Origin of the sequence: Enterobacter sp. 50588862 (genome assembly GCF_001462935.1) — a bacterium.
In the GTDB taxonomy this organism is placed as follows: Bacteria; Pseudomonadota; Gammaproteobacteria; order Enterobacterales; family Enterobacteriaceae; genus Enterobacter; species Enterobacter bugandensis.
On record NZ_LNHM01000007.1, the window covers coordinates 27509 to 46585 of the forward strand.

Annotated in this window: 15 protein-coding genes and 2 pseudogenes; 5 read left to right on the forward strand and 12 right to left on the reverse strand. The window is 50.2% G+C overall.

Annotated features, from left to right (window positions below):
* From APT89_RS00650 to APT89_RS00685, 8 genes are all read right to left on the reverse strand, one after another.
* A complete protein-coding gene (locus APT89_RS00650; RefSeq protein ID WP_028013881.1) occupies window positions 1-1026 on the reverse strand; it encodes an ABC transporter permease in 1026 nt (341 codons plus the stop codon).
* Window positions 1026-2120, reverse strand: a complete 1095-nt coding sequence (locus APT89_RS00655; protein WP_028013880.1) for a microcin C ABC transporter permease YejB — start codon at window positions 2118-2120, stop codon at window positions 1026-1028. Before APT89_RS00655 ends, APT89_RS00650 begins: the two co-directional genes overlap by 1 nt.
* A 9-nt stretch (window positions 2121-2129) precedes the next feature.
* Window positions 2130-3935, reverse strand: a complete 1806-nt coding sequence (locus APT89_RS00660) for an extracellular solute-binding protein (RefSeq protein ID WP_028013879.1) — start codon at window positions 3933-3935, stop codon at window positions 2130-2132.
* 74 nt (window positions 3936-4009) lie between these two features.
* Window positions 4010-5566 carry a cyclic di-GMP phosphodiesterase gene (locus tag APT89_RS00665; protein ID WP_045629872.1) on the reverse strand — a complete coding sequence of 519 codons (1557 nt, stop codon included), beginning with the start codon at window positions 5564-5566 and terminating at the stop codon, window positions 4010-4012.
* Between the two features lie 127 nt (window positions 5567-5693).
* Window positions 5694-6263: a bifunctional murein DD-endopeptidase/murein LD-carboxypeptidase gene (mepS, locus tag APT89_RS00670; RefSeq protein ID WP_028013877.1), complete on the reverse strand. Its 570-nt coding sequence runs from the start codon at window positions 6261-6263 to the stop codon at window positions 5694-5696.
* 415 nt (window positions 6264-6678) lie between these two features.
* Complete coding sequence (locus tag APT89_RS00675) at window positions 6679-7392, reverse strand: phosphatase PAP2 family protein (protein WP_082632933.1); 714 nt, start codon at window positions 7390-7392, stop codon at window positions 6679-6681.
* A gap of 33 nt (window positions 7393-7425) precedes the next feature.
* Entirely contained in the window at window positions 7426-8412 is a 987-nt protein-coding gene (locus tag APT89_RS00680) for a CobW family GTP-binding protein (RefSeq protein WP_041908992.1), read from the reverse strand.
* Between the two features lie 123 nt (window positions 8413-8535).
* Window positions 8536-10002 (reverse strand): mannitol dehydrogenase family protein, encoded by a 1467-nt coding sequence (locus tag APT89_RS00685; protein WP_045629871.1) that lies wholly within the window; start codon window positions 10000-10002, stop codon window positions 8536-8538.
* Between the two features lie 205 nt (window positions 10003-10207).
* Here APT89_RS00685 and uxuA point away from each other — a divergent pair, with 205 nt between their 5' ends.
* On the forward strand, window positions 10208-11398 hold the full coding sequence (gene uxuA / locus APT89_RS00690; RefSeq protein WP_041908997.1) for a mannonate dehydratase: 1191 nt from the start codon (window positions 10208-10210) through the stop codon (window positions 11396-11398).
* A 45-nt stretch (window positions 11399-11443) separates the two neighbouring features.
* Here the strand turns inward: uxuA and yeiP are convergent, their stop codons facing one another.
* A complete protein-coding gene (gene yeiP, locus APT89_RS00695) occupies window positions 11444-12016 on the reverse strand; it encodes an elongation factor P-like protein YeiP (protein WP_008500940.1) in 573 nt (190 codons plus the stop codon).
* 162 nt (window positions 12017-12178) lie between these two features.
* Between yeiP and APT89_RS23895 the strand changes: the two are divergent.
* Window positions 12179-12262: pseudogene (locus tag APT89_RS23895) on the forward strand (YkgJ family cysteine cluster protein); the annotation flags it as partial.
* 35 nt (window positions 12263-12297) lie between these two features.
* Here APT89_RS23895 and APT89_RS00700 read toward each other — a convergent pair.
* Window positions 12298-13389 carry a DUF4236 domain-containing protein gene (locus tag APT89_RS00700; RefSeq protein WP_060571589.1) on the reverse strand — a complete coding sequence of 364 codons (1092 nt, stop codon included), beginning with the start codon at window positions 13387-13389 and terminating at the stop codon, window positions 12298-12300.
* A 235-nt stretch (window positions 13390-13624) separates the two neighbouring features.
* Between APT89_RS00700 and APT89_RS23010 the strand changes: the two genes are divergently transcribed.
* Entirely contained in the window at window positions 13625-13903 is a 279-nt protein-coding gene (locus APT89_RS23010) for a YkgJ family cysteine cluster protein (RefSeq protein WP_072201639.1), read from the forward strand.
* 2 nt (window positions 13904-13905) lie between these two features.
* On the opposite strand, the gene APT89_RS00705 is transcribed toward APT89_RS23010, so the two are convergent.
* Window positions 13906-14499 carry a hypothetical protein gene (locus tag APT89_RS00705; protein ID WP_060571590.1) on the reverse strand — a complete coding sequence of 198 codons (594 nt, stop codon included), beginning with the start codon at window positions 14497-14499 and terminating at the stop codon, window positions 13906-13908.
* Window positions 14500-15206: 707 nt separating this feature from the next.
* Between APT89_RS00705 and APT89_RS23015 the strand changes: the two are divergent.
* Both APT89_RS23015 and APT89_RS00715 read left to right on the forward strand, forming a co-directional pair.
* Window positions 15207-15647 (forward strand): annotated as a pseudogene (locus tag APT89_RS23015) (YagK/YfjJ domain-containing protein); the annotation flags it as partial.
* 693 nt (window positions 15648-16340) lie between these two features.
* On the forward strand, window positions 16341-17510 hold the full coding sequence (locus APT89_RS00715; protein ID WP_060571592.1) for a hypothetical protein: 1170 nt from the start codon (window positions 16341-16343) through the stop codon (window positions 17508-17510).
* Window positions 17511-17798: 288 nt separating this feature from the next.
* Here the strand turns inward: APT89_RS00715 and APT89_RS00720 are convergent, their stop codons facing one another.
* Window positions 17799-18959, reverse strand: coding sequence for a hypothetical protein (locus APT89_RS00720; protein ID WP_058671936.1), 1161 nt, complete (start codon window positions 18957-18959; stop codon window positions 17799-17801).
* Between the last annotated feature and the right edge of the window lie 118 nt (window positions 18960-19077).

Consider the following 19077-nt stretch of genomic DNA (forward strand, 5'->3'; position numbering starts at 1 on the left):
TTATACCGCCTTGTTGGGATCGAAGGCATCGCGCACGGCTTCGCCAATAAAAATCAGCAGCGAAAGCAGCACGGCCACGGAAAGAAAGGCGGTGATGCCCAGCCACGGCGCCTGCAGGTTGTTCTTGCCCTGCAGCAGCAGTTCGCCGAGCGACGGCGACCCCAGCGGCAGGCCGAAGCCCAGAAAGTCCAGCGAGGTGAGGGTGGTGATGGAGCTGCACAGAATAAAGGGCAGGAAGGTGAGGGTCGCCACCACCGCATTGGGAAGCATATGGCGGAAGATGATTGCGCGATCGCTCACGCCTAACGCCTGCGCGGCGCGAATATAGTCGAAATTACGGGTGCGCAGAAACTCTGCCCGCACCACGCCCACCAGCGCCATCCAGCCGAACAGAACGGTGATGCCCAGCAGCCACCAGAAGCCCGGCTGTACCACGCTGGAAAGCAGAATGATCAGAAACAGCGTTGGCATACCGGACCAGACTTCGATGATACGCTGCCCCCACAGGTCAATTTTTCCGCCGTAGTAGCCCTGAACGGCGCCGGCCACTACGCCCATTACGCTGGAGAAGACGGTCAGCATCAGTCCAAAGAGAATAGAAATCCGCGTACCGTACAGGATGCGCGCCAGCACGTCGCCGCCGTTGGCATCTGTTCCCAGCCAGTTTTGCGCAGAGGGCGGAGAAGGGAAGGGGGTTGTGGTCGCGAAGTTAATGCTGTTGGCGCCAAAGCGTACCGGAGCCCAGAGGGCCCAGCCGTGCTGTTCGATCTGCTGGCGCAGCCACGGATCCTGGTACTCCGCCGGGGTGGCAAACGGGCCGCCGAAGTCGCTTTCACTGTAGTTAGCCAGTACCGGCACGTACCAGCGGTCGTTAAAGTGCACCAGCAACGGTTTGTCGTTGGCGATCAGCTCCGAACACATGCTCAGGACAAACAGGACAGCAAAAATCCACAGCGACCAGTAGCCGCGGCGGTTATGGCGAAAACGGGCCCAGCGGGCCTGGTTAACGGGGCTTAAACGCGGCATCAGCGGCCCTCAAAATCAATTCGGGGATCGACCAGCGTATAGCTGATATCGCTGATGATATTCAGCAGCAGGCCAATCAGGGTGAAAATATAGAGCGTGCCAAACATTACCGGATAATCGCGCGATACGGTGGCTTCGTAGCCCAGCAGGCCCAGACCGTTGAGCGAGAACATCACCTCAATCAGCAGCGAGCCGGTAAAAAACATACTGATGAACGTGGCCGGAAACCCGGCAATCACCAGCAGCATGGCGTTGCGGAAGACATGTTTCCACATGATCTGTTTTTCGCTGACCCCTTTGGCGCGGGCGGTGACGACATACTGCTTGCGGATCTCATCGAGAAAGGCGTTTTTGGTCAACATGGTCAGGGCGGCAAACCCGCCGATCACCGTCGCCAGCACCGGCAGCGTGATATGCCAGAGATAGTCGGTGATTTTCTGGTACCACGGCAGCGTGCTGAAATCGGCGGAGACCAGCCCCCGCAGCGGGAAGATGTCGAAATAGCTGCCGCCGGCAAAGAAGACAATCAGCAGAACGGCAAACAGAAACGCCGGAATAGCATAGCCGATGATGATGAAGGTGCTGCTCCAGATATCGAAGCGGCTGCCGTTATGCACCGCTTTTCGGATCCCGAGCGGTATAGAGACCAGATAGATAATCAGCGTCCCCCACAGCCCCAGCGTGACCGAAACCGGCAGGCTTTGCTTGATCAACGTTAATACGGACGCACTGCGGAACAGGCTATCGCCAAAATCAAAGCGGATATAATCCCAGAGCATCTTGAAATAGCGCTCGTGTATCGGCTTATCAAAGCCGTAGCGATGGGTGATCTCGGCGATCACTTCAGGATCCAGCCCGCGCCCGCCGCGGTAGTGGCTTTCACTGATATTCCCCACGCCGGTTCGCGCATGGCTGGCGCCCATGCCTTCTCCGCCGCCGCCGGGCATGCCGCCGCTGTTGCCAAACTCAATGGCGGCAATGGCCTGGTCGACCGGCCCGCCCGGGGCAATTTGCACGATAAAAAAGTTAATGGTGATAATGGCCCACAGCGTGGGAATGACCAGCAGAAGACGGCGTATTAAATAGGCACCCATGATAATTCCTTATCGCCGCTCGGCGGGCAGTCTGGCGGCTTTATTCACGTCATACCACCAGGTGTCAAAGCCCAGAGAATAGACAGGGCGCACGGCAGGCACGGAGAACTTGTCCCAGCGCGCAAGGCGGTCTTCGCCCATATACCACATGGGCAGCATGTAGTAGTTCCAGGTTAACACCCTGTCGAGGGCGCGACCAAGCGGCAAGAGCTTATCTTTATCGCCTTGCGCCGCCACAATTTTCGCAATCAGGGCATCAATCGCCGGGCTTTTTACGCCTGGCGCATTGTACGAGGAGTCGATGTAGCTGGAGGCCCAGGAGATTTGCAGATCCGAGCTGGGCCACGGCTGTGCGGGCCACAGGCGTTGCATCATGTCGTAATCACGGCTGCGCATGCGGTTGGTGATCTGCGCGTTATCGACCTGGCGAATGTTCATGGTGATCCCCAGCCGCGCAAGGTTGTGCTTAAACGGCAGCACCCACTGATCGTTGCCGCCGGAGGAGAGCAGCAGTTCAAAGCTTAAAGGCTTGCCGGTTTTCGCATTGACGCGTTTCTGGTTCTTCAGCTGCCAGCCTGCCTCATCCAGCAGCTTGCTGGCCTTCAGCAGGTTGTCGCGGTCGTAGCCGTCACCCTTTGAAGCGGGCGGCTGAAATACCGTGGTAAACACCTCCGGCGGCACTTCCGCTTTCAGCGGCGCCAGCAGGAGCAGTTCGTCGGCTTTAGGGTAGTCGCGCGCGGCATATTCGGTGTTCTGGAAATAGCTGTTCGCGCGGCTGTACGCCCCGTAAAACAGGGCTTTGTTCATCCATTCAAAATCGAAGGCCAGGGAAATGGCTTCCCGAACGCGGCGGTCGGTAAATACCGGGCGCTGAATATTAAACGCCAGCCAGCGCGTGTCCTGGGCGGATTCGTTTTTGTGCTCGTCTTTGACGATGTAGCCTTTCGTGAAGTTTTTGCCGATATAGCGGGTCGCCCAGTTTTTGGCGCTGTTCTCCACGCGTAAATCGAAGGCGCCGGCCTTGAACGCTTCAAACGCCACGTTATCGTCGAGATAGTAGTCATAGCGAAGGGTGTCGAAATTCCAGCGCCCGCGGTTTACCGGCAGGTTAGCCGCCCAGTAATCTTTCACGCGGGAATAGACCACGTACTGCCCCATGCGCCAGTCGGTAATGCGGTAAGGGCCACCGGCCAGCGGCGGCGTGGAGAGCGGGTCGCTTAACTTATGGTTTTTCCAGAACGATTCAGGCATCACCGGCAGCGAGAACAGGCTAAGCATATTTTCTTTGTTCGGTTCGCTCAGCTCAATGCGTACGGTGAGTGGCGCAATGGCGCGCACCGTTGCGCCTTTATACACAATGCGGAACTGAGGCACGCCTTCGGTCATAAATTTATGAAACGTAAAAGCGACGTCGCTGGCCTTGACCGGCGTGCCGTCGTGAAAGCGGGCCCGGGGGTTTAGGGTAATTTCAGCCCAGGCGAAGTTATCCGCGTAGCGCACGTTATCGGCAATCAGCGGGTAATAGCTGCCGGGTTCATCATCCGACGTGACAAAAAGCGTGTCATAAAGCGATTCCGTTCGCGCCGCGGCCACGCCGCGCAGGGCGAAGCGGTTAAAGTTGTCGAACGTTCCCGTAGCCGAGAGCGTGACCTTTCCACCCTTAGGGGCGGCAGGATTGACGTAATCGAAGTGCGTAAAATTGACCGCGTATTTTGGCTCGCCAATCACGGCGAACGCGATGTTCTCTTTGATGGTTTGCGCCTGGCTGGACAGGCTCACGACTGCCAACCAAAGCAACATAAAGCGCATAAACATCTCGCGGCGGCTCCCTCTTTTACAGACCGGCTCAGTTAAGCTGAATAATAAGTGACGCCACGGGCAATGTGAAATTATTCCCCGTCAGGCGACACTGTATTTTGCCACGTGCGGAACTGCTCCAGCGGCATCGGGCGGCTAATCCAGTAACCCTGCAGGTAATTAACCCCATGCTCGCGCAGCCAGGCCGCCTGTTCCGGTGTCTCCACCCCTTCCGCAACGGTCGACATATTAAGTCGTCTTGCCAGCGTCAGTACGGCATCCAGCACCGGGGAGGTCACGGTTTCTGTGCCAATGGCGTTGACAAAACCGCGGTCGATTTTCAGGTAGTCCATGGTGAAATGTTCAAGATAAATCAGCGCGCTGTGGCCGGTGCCGAAATCGTCGATGGCAATTTCAAACCCTTCGTTATGCAGCCATTCGAAGAGGCTGTTAGCTTCCCGATGGTTCAGCATATCGCGCTCGGTAATTTCCAGTACGATCTGGAAGTAATCAGGCGGCAGCAGGGCTTTGAAGGTGCGCATATCGTCTTTGAAGCTTTCCGCATGCAGATGCCCCGGCGCTATGTTGATGCCCACCTTTGCGCCCGGAGGTAACAGCGTTTGTAATACAGGAGCGTCGTGAATGATAAGATCAAAGAGATGCAGCGTCAGCGGGACAATTAGCTTCTGCGCTTCGGCAAAATTAATAAACGCGTCCGGCGGAATTTCTCCCATTGTCGGGTGTTTCCAGCGCATCAGGACTTCAAGCCCGGTCATCCTGAGCGATTTGGCATCGACGACGGGCTGATAGACCACATAAAACTGACCACGCTTGATGGCGCTTAAAATTTCTTTACCCGGGTTGAGACGCAGGGTGAGGATATAGAAGTTAAGCGACCCAGCCGCAATGCCGCATAATAGCCCGAAGAACAGGGCAAAAAGGATCTCCGCGCTTGTCCACTCCCTGGCGTACAGTTTGATGGTCAGAGGGACTTCTTTGAGCGTCGCGGTTCGCGCTGGCGTTTGATGTAAATCACTCGCCCTGACAATGTTGCTCGACGAGGTGGATAATGCCTTGTCGCCGATGATAATCGCGATGCCGGCAAACTCGTCCTGGCGTGCGGTATAAAGCAGGTACGGCGTCAGGTTGAGATTCACAGAGGTGAACACGCCGCCGTCTTTTACTAAAGGATTACGATACCAGATGGCAATGGCAGGTCTATGGGGCAGCATGGGCGTGCCGGGCAGAAGTGCGATATCAAGCGGCTTGTTGATGTGCAGTTCGGGTATCAGCTCCTCCATCGGGGTATTCATTGGCCCTGTGGCTGACGAGCAGAAGGCCAGTTTGTTTCTGACCAGCAGGAAGGCGCGCACGTTGATGCTGAAGGCTGCACGCGAGGTCAACTCCGCGTTAACGTCCTGGCAATTATTTAGCGTGAGCGGCTGGAGCACATCGATAGAGGTTTTCAGCTCCTCGAAATAGTTCTCCATGTAGATGCGCACGTCCTTAATCAGCGTATCGAACCGGACTTCCCGCTTGTGGTAGCTCCAGAAAAACTGCAGGGAACCCAGGAGCAGGGCTGCGACCAGGCCGGTAATAATGCTGAGGATCAGTATCTTTCTTTGACTGGAGAAGTAGCGGGTGAGCATAAACGTCGTGGTTCCTGAATTGCCGCTGATTGTATTCATTGTAACGGGCAAAAAAAAACACCGCCGAAGCAGTGCTTTTTTTTATTGTATCGCCAGCCAAGGGATAACCAACGATACAATTATCATATTAACTGCGGGTCAGTACGCGGCGCGCTTCGTTGTAGCGCTTCTTCCAGTACGGTTCATTCATGCTGGAAATGGTCACACCGCTACTGGTGGAGGCATGTACAAACTGGTCATTACCAATGTAGATGCCCACATGTCGACCGGTAGAGCCTGCACGGAACAGCACTAAATCGCCGGTGCGCAGTTTGGTACGTGAAATCGACTTGCCCATCTCCTGCTGTTCGTAGGTCGAACGCGGAAGATCTAACCCAAATTGCTCGCGGAAGGTACGCTGTACAAAGCCGGAACAATCAATGCCTTTTTTAGTGCTGCCGCCAAGACGGTAACGCACGCCTTTCCAGTCAGCATACTGGTCCATAATGCGGGACTTCACGTCCAGATTACGTACCATATTTTCAAATTCATCCTGAGAGGCTTGCAGTGAAGAGGAATCTTCCATTCCCACAACACGCGTCTCAGGATGCATATTCTTTGCGGTGTTCGATGTACTACATGCAGATAACAGTACCGCGACTGCTATCGCCGGGATCCCCCGTAAGATATATCTCAGAAACGGTTGAGATTTGACCATTTTGTTTATTTTCCCTTGAAGTCCTTAACGACAAATATCGTTATAAAAATGCCAAACGTGACGAGACTAATTATCTGTTCACATTGAGACAATTGTTTCTGGTGACATTTGTGGTGCAGCGCACAAAATTATTCACCATCGAAATAATTATCTCCATGGGGCAAAACGAGTTCGAGATTAACCGATTGCCAGGGCTATTGCGAGTAAAAAGAGCCTTTTTTTTATAAGAAATTGTGATACAGAAAGTAAAAATTTGTCATTGCACAAAATAGCGGCAGATCCGCCGCGTAATCGTGCAATTGCTTCATTTTTATCACGAATGTGATGACAAGAATATGACAGCGCAGAAAGATCGCGGGAAGGGCGTTATTAGGGATCGTGATGATCCCCGATAGTTTACGTTAAAAAACGGTAATTATTTGTTCAATTTTTGTTGCTTTCTACGCGGAAGATAGCGATCGAAAAGGGTAATTAGGCGATCGCTCAAAGGCGTAATCAGAACCCACGGCAGACCAATCAGCACCGCGGAAAGGGAACCCACGACAATATCCGTCAGCCAGTGCGCGCCAATCATCACGCGTGGGAAGGCAAATATCACCACAATAAGCAGGGCGATTGCGAACGCCTTCTTACCGAAATAGCGCAGCATGAACCCAGAAAAAATAAGCAGCATCATGCCGTGATCGCCCGGGAAACTGTCCTTCGAGGCATCTTTTGTTGGAATATGCAGCAGTTCACTCACGCGATAAATATTCGGGAAAAAGAGCGAAGGACTTGCACGTTTTACCGGCATCAGATGTTGCGCCAGCTGATTAATGATCACCGCAGCCAGAAGCATCACCAGTCCGATAATCAGGATGCGGCGACGCCCCGTGTCATCCTCTTTGAGCCAGAAAGAGAGCATCAGGCAGCCCATGGCCAGCAGGGAAAAGCCGTCGAAGGCGCGGTTATTGGTAATTGCCACCAGCCACAGAAAGGCGTCACTCTTCACCAGCCCCTGGTTGAAGAAATGAAACAGGGATGAATCCAGCGGGAACCAGAAACCGTGATTCACCGGGATATACCAGGAGAAAAAGAGCGCCAGACCGGCGACATTAAGCAGTAGTATCTGGGGAATTCGAGTCGTCATAACGTTCTGCATTGAGTGAAAACTGGGGCAACGTTAGCCGCCCGAACTTAAACGAAGCTTCAACAGGCTGGACTGCAGGGCATTCCAGTCGGCGTTAACCGCACTAATTAACTCTATACGGCTGTCAGGTGGCGCGACGTTTTGCGTTTCGATAAAGAAATCGTCGCCCTGGCGGTTGATCCGCACCAGCCCGTCTGGCGTGCGCATGATCCCTTTCACGCGGTCGACCGGCGCAAGCCTGGCCCACTCAAGGATCCCGATGGTGTCGAAAACGGTGTCGGCATCGAAAATCCATCCGCAGGCCTGATACCCCTGACCGCTGTTAAGGTTACGACGCCAGCGCTGGTGTTCCGGCAGGCTAAGCGCGGCCAGACCCTGCTTCGCAGAATGGTGATGCGCATGCTCTGCGCTGACCGGGAGTTGCGCCAGGTTCAGGCGGGGAAGATCCAGCAGGGCGCTATCAATATTCCCCTGAGTGGCCTGCACCCGCGTCCGATTGCCGCCGAAATGCTGCCACCACGCGTCCAGCGCGGCCCGGCTTTCCGCCGTGGCGCGATCTTCTTTATTGGCGACAATAACGTCTGCTGCGGCGAGCTGATCGCGAAAGTTCTCATTGGCCACCGCTTTTTCATCCAGAAGCTGACGCGGATCGAGCAGGCACAGCGTGGCGCGAAGATCGATCCACGGCTCGTAAACCGGGGCGGTCAGTAAATCGAGGATCTGCTTCGGGTGGCCCAGACCGGTAGGTTCAATCAGCAGGCGGTCCGGTTTGCCCTGACGCAGCAGCGTATTGAGGCCTACCTGCATCGGTAAGCCGTTTACGCAGCACATGCATCCGCCTGGGATCTCTTTAATCATTGCGCCGCTGGATGACAGCAACGCGCCATCAATGCCCACTTCGCCGAATTCATTGACCAGCACGGCCCATTTCTCGGCGGGATCTTTATTCGCCAGCAGATGAAGAATAGAGGTGGTTTTACCGCTGCCGAGAAAACCGGTGATGAGGTTGGTTTTGGTCACGTGCGCTCCGCAAGAGAATTGTGATGCTATAACACTATGCTCTTATCCTGGCGAAAAACGGGCGCAATGAGAAGGGGGAGGGCGAACGGAGGCAATGTCCGTTCGCATTAAGCGCAATAATCGCTAAAGATTTAACGTTTCAATAACAGCCTGGCGTGCGCCACGGCGGGTGATGCGCTGGTAGGCCTGGCTAACAGCCTCAGCGAAAACGCTATTTTGCGCGAGATCGTGACCGAAGACCTCGCTCAGCCCCAGCAGCGCATTGACGCGGTCGGCATCGCTGCTGGCCTCGACAATCGTGCGGATTTTATCGCTGAGGGGATCGCGAACGTCAATCGCGTTGCCGCGTTCGTCGAACCCGCTGACGTAGCGTATCCAGCCAGCGACGCCCAGCGCCAGCAGCGGCCATTCTGTTTTACGCTCAAGGTGGACGCGGATGCCATCCAGCATTCGCTGCGGCAGCTTCTGGCTACCGTCCATCGCGATTTGCCAGGTACGGTGCTGCAGCGCCGGGTTAGCAAAGCGATCGATCAGGCTGTCGGCATAGGCAGTCAGGTCGACATCCTTTATACGCAGCGTAGGCGCCTGTTCATCCAGCATTAGCCGCCGGGCGGCTTCGCGGAAGGTGGCGTCCTCCATGCATTCATTAATATGCGCGTACCCGGCGAGATACCCCAGATACGCCAGGAAAGAGTGGCTGCCGTTAAGCATGCGTAATTTCATCTGCTCCCAGGGCAGAACGTCCTGCACCATCTGAACGCCCGCCACTTCCCACTCCGGACGCCCGGCGACAAAATTATCTTCCACTACCCACTGAATAAACGGCTCGCAGCTTATGGCGCACGGATCGTCAACGCCGAGCGCGTCGGCGATCTCCGCAAGCGAGGCCTCCGTCGCGGCGGGAACAATTCTGTCGACCATCGTTCCCGGAAAACTCACGTGGCCCTCGATCCACTCCGCCAGCGCCGGGGAGCGCTTTTGCGCCATGCCAAGCACCGCATTTTTCACCACGTGGCCGTTGTCCGGAATGTTGTCGCAGGAAAGCACGGTAAACGCAGGCAAGCCGCGCTCGCGGCGGCGATTAAGGGCTTCGACCAGGATCCCCGGCGCGGAATGCGGCTCAGCGGGATTTTCCAGATCGTGGACGATCCGGGCGTTTTGTAAATCCAGCTTACCGGTCGCGGGATCGATGCAGTAGCCTTTCTCCGTAATGGTGAGCGACACAATCGCCACCTGCGGCTCGCAAAACTTCTCTATTATCGCGGGCAGAGAGTCCAGCTTTGCATTCAGGCATTCATGTACGGCCCCGACAATAATCGGCTGATTTCCTTCAGCACCTTTCTCCAGCACGGTAAACAGGTGATCCTGCGCGCGCAGCTGGCTCATCAGCACGTCGCCGCTGAACAGGCTAATCTCACAAATTCCCCAGTCGCCGCCTTTTTCATTCAGCACCCGGTTTGTTAACAATGCCTGATGCGCGCGGTGAAACGCACCGAAGCCGAAATGGACGATGCGGGAGCGCAGTTGATGACGATCGTAGCGCGGTTGTTGAACCTGGGCTGGAAGGGCGGTTGAGGCAATTGTCTTCATGAAATACACACCTGATTAACCATTAATTAACAATGCCAGTCTAAAGTTATATGACAGCAAATAAAATTGGTAAGCCGTAAATATCCCCGTTCTGTGAGTTTGATCAATCAATGTGTGGCGGCGTGTTGACCCTTCACAGTAAACATGTATGGTAGTCGTCATTGCAGTAACCCATATTGGTATAACAACTTGAGAGGATGAGGCAATGGAACAAACCTGGCGTTGGTACGGGCCGAACGATCCGGTTTCTCTTGATGATGTGCGTCAGGCTGGCGCAACGGGTGTCGTCACGGCGCTGCATCACATTCCTAACGGCCAGGTATGGCCAGTTGAGGAGATTCAACAGCGTCAGGCGCTGCTGGCGGAGAAGGGGTTAACCTGGTCTGTGGTAGAAAGCATTCCGGTTCACGAAGATATCAAAACCCATTCCGGGGAATACCGGACCTGGATTGCAAACTATCAGCAGAGCATTCGCAACCTGGCGGCCTGCGGCATTGATACGGTCTGCTATAACTTCATGCCGATTCTGGACTGGACGCGTACCGACCTGGAATATCAGATGCCGGACGGCTCGAAAGCGCTGCGTTTTGACCAGATTGCCTTTGCGGCGTTTGAGCTGCACATTCTGAAACGCCCGGGCGCCGAAGCGGATTACACCGCTGAAGAGCAGCAGCAGGCCCTTGAATGGTTCAATGCCGCCAGTGAAGCGGACGTTGAGAAGCTGACCCGCAATATCATTGCTGGCCTGCCGGGTGCGGAAGAGGGGTACACGCTGGACCAGTTCCGCGCGCGTCTGGCGGAATACGGCAATATTGATAAGCAGCAGCTGCGTGAAAACATGGCGTATTTCCTGCGCGCTATCGTTCCGGTTGCGGAAGAAGCCGGCGTGCGTCTGGCGGTACACCCGGACGATCCGCCGCGTCCTATCCTCGGCCTGCCGCGTATCGTGTCTACGATTGAAGATATGCAATGGCTGAAAGAGACGGTCGACAGCATCTATAACGGCTTTACCATGTGTACCGGCTCCTACGGCGTGCGCGCTGATAATGACCTCGTGCGGATGATAGAAACCTTTGGCGATCGCATTCACTTTACGCATCTGCGTGCGACCTGCCGTGAAGAGAACCCAAAAACCTTCCATGAGGCGGCGCACCTTGGCGGTGATGTGAATATGGTGGCGGTGGTGGACGCTATTCTGGCTGAAGAGGCGCGTCGCAAGCAGGCGGGCGATGTGCGTCCTATTCCGTTCCGTCCGGATCACGGACACCAGATGCTGGACGATCTGCGTAAGAAAACCAACCCGGGCTATTCGGCGATTGGCCGCCTGAAGGGGATGGCGGAAGTGCGAGGGGTCGAGCTGGCGCTGAAGATGACGAAGTATCCGGAGCTTCTGTAACCGGAATTGTCGGGTGGCGAAGCCGCCACCCGACAAATGCCATAATCAGTCAGCACGACCCATATAGCGTTTTTCTTCAATATGGATGCGGATCTTCTCGCCAGCGGAGAGATATTCCGGCACCTGCACAACCAGCCCGGTAGTCAGGGTCGCTGGTTTGTTGCGCGCACTTGCTGACGCGCCTTTGATGCCCGGCGCGGTTTCAACGATTTCCAGATCCACGGTCTGCGGCAGTTCAAGCGCCAGCAGCACGCCGTCCCAGGTCAGCACCTGCATGTCTGGCATACCGCCTTCAGGAATGAACAGCAGCTCTTCTTCGATCTGATCTTTGGTGAAGATGTACGGGGTGTAATCTTCTTTATCCATGAACACGTATTCGTTGCCGTCGATGTAGGAGAAATCAACGTAGCGACGGGTCAGAGTCACGGTATCAACGATATCGTCACCTTTAAAACGTTCTTCCACCTTCAGGCCGGTACGCACATCGGCGAAACGCATTTTGTACAGCGTCGCTGCACCACGGGCGCTTGGTGCCTGAATGTCGATGTCTTTCACAATCAGCAATTTGCCGTTGTAATTCAGTACCATACCTTTCTTAATTTCGTTCGCTCTTGGCATTGCAGTAATCCTGTCTACGGGAGGTAAAAAATATCGCGCCAAATTACTCGCGCGCGGCCTTTCAGGCAAGTGGAATTCGTGGCTTTTGCTATCAATACGCAAAAGGTGTTACTGTGCGCCCGATGCCCGACTGTACGGGTGTTCGCCACCGAGAGAGCATGTATGGATTGTCGTCCAGATTGCGGCGCGTGCTGTACCGCTCCGTCCATTTCAAGCCCCATTCCAGGCATGCCTGAAGGCAAGCCTAATAGTCAATTATTCGCAGTATAAAAATGACATAGCTAAGCAGAAATGACTTTTTTGCTAAGAGTTTCGATTGAATGTGAAAAGCTTTCTCCATAGCCAGTTTTAGACAGTTGTAATAACTCATTTAGTCCAGAATTACTTGTAAACGAAAGGTTTTCATACAGACATATAGGAAGTTCTGAATTGTCTTTAAATCTTCTGTCTGGGCCTCCAGACTTGTTCACATACTTCCATGTCCTGCCAACGACTATGGCATCTCCAGGTACACCTTCGCTTTCAATGAATCGGCTATCACCAACATTAACGAATAGCTGGTTATAAGCAACAGCGCCTACACCTTCACGGTCATAAACGAGTACTCTATCTGGAAAAAAATGTAATGTTTGGCGACCAACATTGATAGCAATCGTCTCAATATTTGTTTTAACAAAGGGAGGCTTTGATTTGCTGATAGAGGTTACTTTTCTGCGTAGTAAGTTACCAGCTCCGGCATGATACTTGGGGTCATAAACGGCTCCAGAAGCCTCTATATGCCATACTTTTGAGCAGCTTGCGAGCTTTGCTCCACTATCATGAAGTTGCTGGTAACATGCCATCATTTGATCATCAAAGTCATAAAAAAGCACAGTAGTCTTTCTTAGCTGATCGTACATGTAAGCAAAAACAGAGATTGCTACCCCTGCGATAAATCCTATAGCGATGCACCACTCAGGCCATGCCTGTGAAAAACCGTAAAGTAACAGCGCAATCGAAAGGCACATGACCAAGGGCCATATTTGTGACTTCTTACGTTTGTTGTTCAACTCTTCAAGAAGTTCTCGGGAACTTGAATCAACGATTTCCGAGATATGGGATGACTCGATTTCCTCAAGAGGTGCATGTGTAGTGGCATGTTCTATTGGGGAGTCGTCTGGTAAATGTTGAACCTTCTTTCTGTTCTGTGGGACCAGGCTTGGTGAAAGCGAAGCACGATAATAGACCCCGCCAGCGCCGATGTGGATGTAATTTCCTCTTGGGCCAGTACCAAACCTCAGCCCTTTTATACCAATAGATGCACCGACTCCTGATTTGGATAGGTTGAATCTCATCGGTCCAACGCGAATGCTCTTCTTAACATAAAAGCCCATAGTAACTCCTTGTAATAAGTTGCATGAAAATGCATCTGAGCAAGATTTTACACTGAAAAAATGAAGAGGTTAAGAAAAGCATATGGGGGTATTTATGCTTCTATTCCCATATTTTCAATACATTGAAGATGAATAGTCACATTACTTTAAAATGTGGACATATACGGCAGACTATCAGCCAGTAAGACATTCTGTTACTGTCAATGACCAATGGACGATGAGCAAGGAATCAGTAATGAAATGTCGTACCGATTGTGGGGCTTGTTGTACTGCCCCATCGATTTCAAGCCCAATCCCAGGAATGTCGCAGGGTAAGCCTGCTAATGTAAGATGTGTTCATTTATCTGAAGATAACCTGTGTTGCATCTTTGGGTCGCCCCTACGCCCAAAAATATGCAGTAGTCTTAAACCATCAATAGAAATGTGTGCTACGAACCGCGATGAGGCTATGATTTACCTTATACAGTTGGAAGAGGCAACAGCGCCTTCGGATGAGAACGGCGTCCACCTATAATTTTAAGTGACATTGTTTTGTTTTTTTAACCTCTCATTTTCTTTGCGCAAAGTTTTAACTTCCTCTAATAAGGAGGCGTCGGAAGCTGCAGTTAGCGACGATTTTTCAATCTTCGATGGCCCACGTCTTTTCGTGACAAGTTTATATTCAGAATCAAAACGCAGGTTAACGTAACTATGCTTCGAATCGGGTTTGGTGACCTTGTAGGTCGTTTCATAAACCGAGCATCTTTTTGTTGAGCTTATGAACATAGAATCGCCACAGAAAACCATTTCAGGTGCTGACAGGTATGCTACGTTGCCTTCACAGACGAAAAGATAACACAACGCTGATTGGCGATTTTTTAATATAGTTATGCTCAGGCGAGCAACGCCTATGTGTTTGTGCTGAGGAAGACGTTGTTTAATCTTTCTAACTCGATCTACTTCGCTTTTATCGAGTCCCCGCCTTTGGGCTATGGTTGAGAAAGAACGCTCAAAATCGAGATGTAAATCAACTTCTTTATTGTCAACCCGGTTCAGTTTTACGTTGGAATCGCGAAGAAAATAAGATTCGCTTTCTGTTCTTTTGGGAAAGATTGTAAAGTACAATTTCATGGTTACATCCATTTGGATTTGTTGTTGATGCCATTATTTATCATCTTTCACGGACAATCAAAATTTGTATGTCCCATAAGTCGTGACATATAAAGACATGTATTTATAACTTATTGATATATATGGTTTTTTATTTGCGTTAAAATCCTCGAATGAGACATGCAAAGGACATCTATTTTTGTATGTTATTGTTTTTTTAAATCTTAATTTTGCGTTATAATATATAGCAACTTCGGCTGCGCCTCGTTGAAATCATACCCAAGCAATAATTCTGAAAGAACTCGAGCGAAGCGAGTTCAGACGTGAGTGTAGCGAACGGATGACAGGGATCAGCTTAATCAGAACTTTTAATAACATAATATAACTACTACGAGTCGCGTAGCGACGAAGTATCACGCAGTGAGCGAAGCGAACAAGTGATAGTCTTACTGTCAACATTCAAAAATGCTGTGTGTCACTTCGGCTTCGCCTCGTGAAACTTCGTCGCTACGCGACTCGTCGGTAATAATTAAGTCGGTAGATTTGGTAAGGTAAAAGACAGTGATCTGAATATACGTTAATTGTATTTGTTTAAAGCTGTAATGTTCTTCGTTCGTGATTCATCATCCTTCCAGATCTTACACACTGGTTTTCCTGTATCGTTTCATTGCTGTGCTCCCCAATTTCAAAGAGGATACAGTCTTCGATTGGCTCAACCTTTTCGCTCTAACGAATACATACGCAAACTGTTCAAACGATTACGTGCCCGCCTGGAGTCAGGGAACAACGGTTTATCGGAACCTATTATCGATTTTGCTTACGGTTGGGTTTGCGGACAGGAAAAGGCATCACAGCCCCATTACCATTGCTGGATTGCACTTCCACATCGTTCGGTAAGGTGGTTTGGAACTCCTGAAAGAGGGATCGCTGGTATTATTACGGAAATCTGGATGAAACTGACAGGTGGAAAAGCAACGCTGGTAAACTTGTCTAAAGCTACGAAGGACTATCCCGATCACTACGTCATTCATCGTGAATATCCTTCATCACTTGAAGGTCCGATATTCTGGCTTTCTTACCTGGCAAAAGAACGCGGTAAGTTGCAAACAGGGAAGGGAACACGCATGTACTCAACATCGAAATTAAGTAGTAAAGCACTGAATTCGTAAATGTCGAACAGGAAGCCCGTAGAGCGCTTTTCTTTCCAGGACGTGCAATCCCATTGCCCATATCATAAAAATCGCTTGCAGCCTCGCACAGGGCGTTTTAAAGCATGATTTGTACCTGATTAACTGTATGCTTCGATCAGTGGCTTGATAGCTCACCGATAATTGCTTTGCTTAGAGAATCATACATTACTTCAAGATTCCGAGCGAAGCGAGGGACGCGAACGTAGTGAGTGTCTAACTACATAACTACACTTTTAAATTTTTATATTTTATATATAGAGAAAAATGTAGTTTTTTGACTATTTCTTAACCAGTATTCACTGTCCGTCTTCGCTTCGCTTGACGGAACTCGCTTCGCTCGTAATTCAGGACATAACTTCAAAAGTTGAAGCGAGTGTTTATGTTTTCACAAGTGGCAGAACGTTTTGTTCAATGATCATTGTCCGGTCAGAATCGAAGAAAAAGTATTAGATTTGGCCTGACACTGCTTTGGCGCAGATCCTCTCCCAATTTGACACTCCGCCCCGTGCCAGAAGCGGAAGTTGAACAACCATCTGAGCGATCAAAATATAACAATATTTTGATGATGCAGCGGGTATCACTACCTTAAAACATGATATGTAAGAGGGATTGATTGCTGCCAGGAACCCAGACGGGATTTATCGTTGATGGAGCCAACTTGAGATATCCAATATGAAGAGAGCAATAGCGCACAAAAATGATCGTCTGCCAGCGCCGAGAATAAATCACTTTACCCCTGAAGCGAGGCAGCGTGTTATCAATGGACTTGTTGCGACGGCTAAAGCTGACTTTGTATCCTTAGTTTACTGGCTGAAAACAGGTAAACAGAATGGTGAACCTATTCCGTTAGATAAATGCGAAAGTCTTCGAACCGCTATTCTTAATCTTGGAACCCTTAAAGCTGGTGTGCAAACCGACTGGAAGCATGCGATCCAGTTGATGGAAAAAGAAATCAAAAAAAGCCATCAACTGCATGCCTCGGTTCATGCTCCCTCGCAGCTTGTTACTGGTGTTTTAAGAAATCTTAATGATATCAGTGAGAAGATCGCTGCGGGTAAAGCTGTTCCCGAGATGCTTGGCAGGCTCGAAAATATGCAGCAAATGATTGCCAACCTCAAGGGTAATGAGGGTCTGATTAAAAGTATCAGCATTCTAACCCGAAGCGCACAGGATGCCTTGCGTGGCTATAGCAAGAAGCAGCCAAAATCAAAAGTTAGGAAGCCTGAAAAAGCAAATCCTCTCCTTCGTGACGAGCAATCCTTTCGTGCCGAGTGTGCCCCTCTAGTCGGGGAAAACGATATTTTCATAATCGCTAGTTGCCTTATTTCAATGTCGGCTCGGTTGGGGCAGTCACCTATTAGCTTGGCTAAAAGAGCAGCCGCTTTAAAAGGTGTCATCAAAACTGAGCTTTTGACCGAACTGCTGGAGTTACTTCAACAGGATGTAGAGTTGAATGCCTTAGTACCGCTCCACAGAGACAAAGATGACAATACTCGTAGTGATGGTGGTAAGCTTGTTGGATTGACAGGGGTCGTTGAGGGGGGCTCCTCTATCGGTGTGGAAGCGCAGCGCATTATTACCGCAGAACTTAAAAAGCTCGCGTATATCTCCGCAGTTCAGCGCGTTTATCTGGATACAGCTCGTTTAGGACTGGCTTTGGAAAACGATACGTTTAAGGTTATCGATGAGGTAAAACGTATTGCTGAGAAGCACAATTGGAGTCCATTATCGGTTGCGGTGTATGCGACTTACAAAACGCCTGGCATAAGACCGGATATCGCCGGAGATGTGATTACTTTACTGGCACAGGATGAGGTTCTTTCAGCGACCGTCAAACGATAACTTTATTTGTATTAGCTCAGATTTGGCCTGACTGAGGTGTGGCGCAGGGCCGGACTTAATCTGACAGTCCGCTCCGTGCCATAAGCGGAACTTGCTAACACCATGCTAAATTAGTTAGCTGGGAGCACATGATATAAGCCATAACAATGTCCTTTTTACAAATCTTATGAAATAAGAAAAAATAAATCGGAAATTTCCCTGTGATAAATGCGGGGTTCAAATGGATACTAGAGCAGAAAAGAGAAACCCTGTATAAACAGGGTTTTTTATTTTCCGCCTGATGATAATTTAACCTCGGAAAAATTCACCTTCATTATAATCAATGTTTATAATTATCGTCGGAATTATAGGTCCCTGCTCTGAAATAAGTAAATTTAAATATTGCTCAAACTTATGTTGTATTAACTTTGCAACCTGAATGCCATATTTTTTTAGAAAATAATCATAACGAGTGCGATAATACCAGACAAAATCATCATAATCTATTTGTAAGAGGCTCAAAAGACTGACATCATCGGTCATCAAACCAAGGTTTTGAATATGGCTAGGAATATATCCAGATGACTTATAGAAACGCCTTTGACGATCATAGCCCTTCATAGTTACGCCATGATAACTTGTCAGCAAGTCATCTATCATTTTTGACCATTCGCATGTCCTGTCTATATCGCCATTTTTGAATTTAACCTCTCTTCCCATGGTTTGAAATTTGAGCATTTCATCGATGATTGCATCTAAGTAATTTTTTGTTACACCGAGACTTTTACTTGACGAATTTTCTGGCCAACCTATCACGTAAGGTCCTGTATTTTCAGGAGATTTGTAGTTCCACGCTTCATATTTCGGCATCATCAGATACTTGGCGCAATCAGCGAGTCCCGGTTGATATCCACCAAGTTTGTACGTCCCTATTTCATTACCAGATGCTTTAGTACCAGGATATAAGGTCAGCAATTCTTCCCGGTTAACCGATTCAAGTAACTTCCTTTCTTTTTCTGTTGAAGGTCCATCCGGCAATAAATTGTTTTTTTCTGAGCACTTGCCCTGTAATAAAACGGCACGGACTTTTTTAAAACCATTTTGGCTGTTAAATTCATTGAAGATAAACAAAAGGTCTGCTAGTTCGCAGTTAAGGACTTCATCTTTCCTAGCTTTAAGACTTACCTGATTCGTGTTGCCGTAACTCGTAGAGGAGTTTTTCACATTTTCGTGCTTGCTTACGGTAAACTTTGCCTGAGGTGTCCCATCAACCCAAACTGAGTTTGCGCTGACTTTAATGTATGGATTGTTGTTTAAGTATGTTTTTTTAACTTCAGAAACAATGTGATCAAGAGTTTCTACAGAATGTAGGTTTCGTAGCCCCCACCGTTCAAGCGAGGCTCTTTTTTTGTTTTTCTTGTTCAAGTAAACCTTGCGCCAGCACTCCCAACTTAAAGGTTCTGTCATCATATTCATTCCATCGAAGATTCGAATAATGATTATATACGGATTATCTAGAGCCTTGCGACAGGAATATCATTCCAGCGTGATCTGCTCCGCGTTGATTAACACGTCGCAATGTTAGTAA